Raw genomic sequence first — 2,202 nt, forward strand, 5'->3', positions numbered from 1 at the left:
TATAAATGTCAACTTTTTTATGTACAATTTTGCTCGTTTAATAATGTTCAATATTGTCGGTTTCGTCAGACGCCGTTTGTTCCGTCCGGTGGTCCTTCAATCGATATGAGTCCCCGGATATCGGCACGACAGTCGCATGGTGAAGAATCCGGTCCAAGATGGCGTTTGCCAGTTTCGGGTCTACGAACACTTCCTCCCACGAACCGAAATTGATGTTAGTGGTTAGGATTGTGCTCTTTTTTTCGTACCGTTGGTCAATCAGCTGGAAGAAAATTTTTGCGTCCTCTGCGTCGATCGGGAGATACCCGATCTCGTCGATGATCAACAGCCTATATCTGGCGAAATGTTTCAGTTTGGTTTCCAGTCGGTTCTCCTGTTTTGCGATGCGCAGTTTTTGGATGAGGTCGTGACACTTTGTGAAATACGTGCTATGCCGTGCCAGCGCCGCCTCGACACCAATCGAGGTCGCGAGATGTGTCTTCCCGACACCGCTAGGACCAAGGAACACCACGTTCTCGTTTCGTTCGATGAAACGGAGCGAGTGGAGGTCTGCGATTTGATCTCGGTTCAGCGACGGCTGGAATGAGAAGTCGAACGTGTCGAGTCTTTTGGGGCTTGGTAGCGCCGCCGATCTGATCATCCGATGTGTCTTCTGTTGCTCTTGGATGTCGATTTCGTGATTCGTGAGCTTGACAAGCACCTCGGTCAATGATGCCCCGCTCTGAATGCCGAAGTCTAGCACCTCGTCGAGGTGGAGTGCCATTTGATTGAGGTTGAGCGACAAGAGGTTCTCCCGTAGTTGCTTATAACTGTTCGTCTCCCTCATGATCGGTACCTCTCGTTCATGAGCTGTAGATTGCGTCGAGCCATCTCGTCGATGCCGCCGTGCTCCCCGACCGTCTGACTCAGCTGCTGAAGATAATGATGTTCCAGATAGTTCAGTTTGTTGCCGGTGAGGCGATGTTGTGCGATGGGTTTCGTGTTATGATAAATCCACAAGTAGTCGTCATGGACCTCGAGCGCTACCCGTTCGCCCTCATATCCGATCGGTACGGAATACTGGTTCGAACGGTACGAAACCATGTTGGAGTGGTTCACCTTGGCCCGGACGTGCTTGATGCGATAGGAATCTCTTACTCGTTCAGTTGGTAGCTGGAGTAGGAGGTTCTTTTCTTTTTGGAGCTCCAGAATCGGAATCTTCCCGGTACCCTGATGGACCTCGTTATTGATTCGCTCACACAGTCTCTCGATGTAATCGTGCAGCTCCTCGAGATTATATTTGCCCTGGTAGGCGTGAATCTCGTCCAAGATTTTCATCGGTGCCTCGACCTTCCCTTTCGTCTGCGGCCGCCCGGCGATGCAAGGTTTCACCTGGAAACCGAAATCCTTTGCGAACTCCTCGAACCGACGGTTCACGACACCCTCGCCATATCTCGTTCTCGCTTCGGTCATGACGGTGCTCATGTTGTCCGTCACGAGCTCATCAGGAACTCCGTCCAATTTTTCGAAGGCCTGTGTCAGAAATGAGAGGACGACGTCTTGCGATTTTGACAGGCTGAGGTGGAAGAAACGAAAGCGGGAATAAGAGAGTAAGAGTACCGCCACGTTCACCTCGATTCTTTCACCGTCCCGTGTCTCGTAACGGATGGACTCTTTCCAGTCCAGCTGTGCCTGTTTGCCGGGGGCTGTCTCGAAACGGACATGTTGCCCGATGGCGGGCACTTTTTTGTTCTCGTTAAAATAAGCGCTGAACTCGGGATGCCGTTTGATGTATGCCCTGAACGTCGATGCCGCGCAATCCAGCCCGTGATTGTCCTTCAGGTACTGCCAAAGGACGCGTCGATAATAGAAGCGTTGTTTCGAGTCCTCCGATAGGAGGGCCCGGATGATCGGATAGTAGGCGTCAATCACGGATTCACGGTTTCTTCTATCAGGCTTTCGGTAGCCATTGAGATATTTATTGACCGTCCTGCGGTCGACCCCCATTTCTCTAGCGAGTTGGCTCTTATTGATTTTCATGTTCATCGTCTCCATCATGTCGTTGAATTTCTGTAGGTCCGTTAGTTCGTTCACCTGGAACGTCGTGTCTACGTTTAATTGAATTTGCATAGTCGTTCACCTCGTGAACAAGTATGCGAGAAGGAGACAAAATTGTACATTCTTATCCCATCACTTTAGGACACATTAAAAGTATCATTTATA

The 2,202-nt window shown here is 50.2% G+C and carries 2 protein-coding genes; both read right to left on the bottom strand.

The genetic code is table 11. The annotated features are described in order from the left end of the window. Positions 1 to 37: 37 nt before the first annotated feature. Positions 38 to 826, bottom strand: a complete 789-nt coding sequence (istB, locus tag KNO65_RS15555; protein WP_214785212.1) for an IS21-like element helper ATPase IstB — start codon at positions 824 to 826, stop codon at positions 38 to 40. Continuing rightward, entirely contained in the window at positions 823 to 2,109 is a 1,287-nt protein-coding gene (istA, locus tag KNO65_RS15560; protein ID WP_214785214.1) for an IS21 family transposase, read from the bottom strand. Before istA ends, istB begins: the two co-directional genes overlap by 4 nt. Between the last annotated feature and the right edge of the window lie 93 nt (positions 2,110 to 2,202).

Origin of the sequence: Exiguobacterium sp. S3, from assembly GCF_018617295.1 — a bacterium.
Lineage (GTDB): Bacteria > Bacillota > Bacilli > Exiguobacteriales > Exiguobacteriaceae > Exiguobacterium > Exiguobacterium profundum.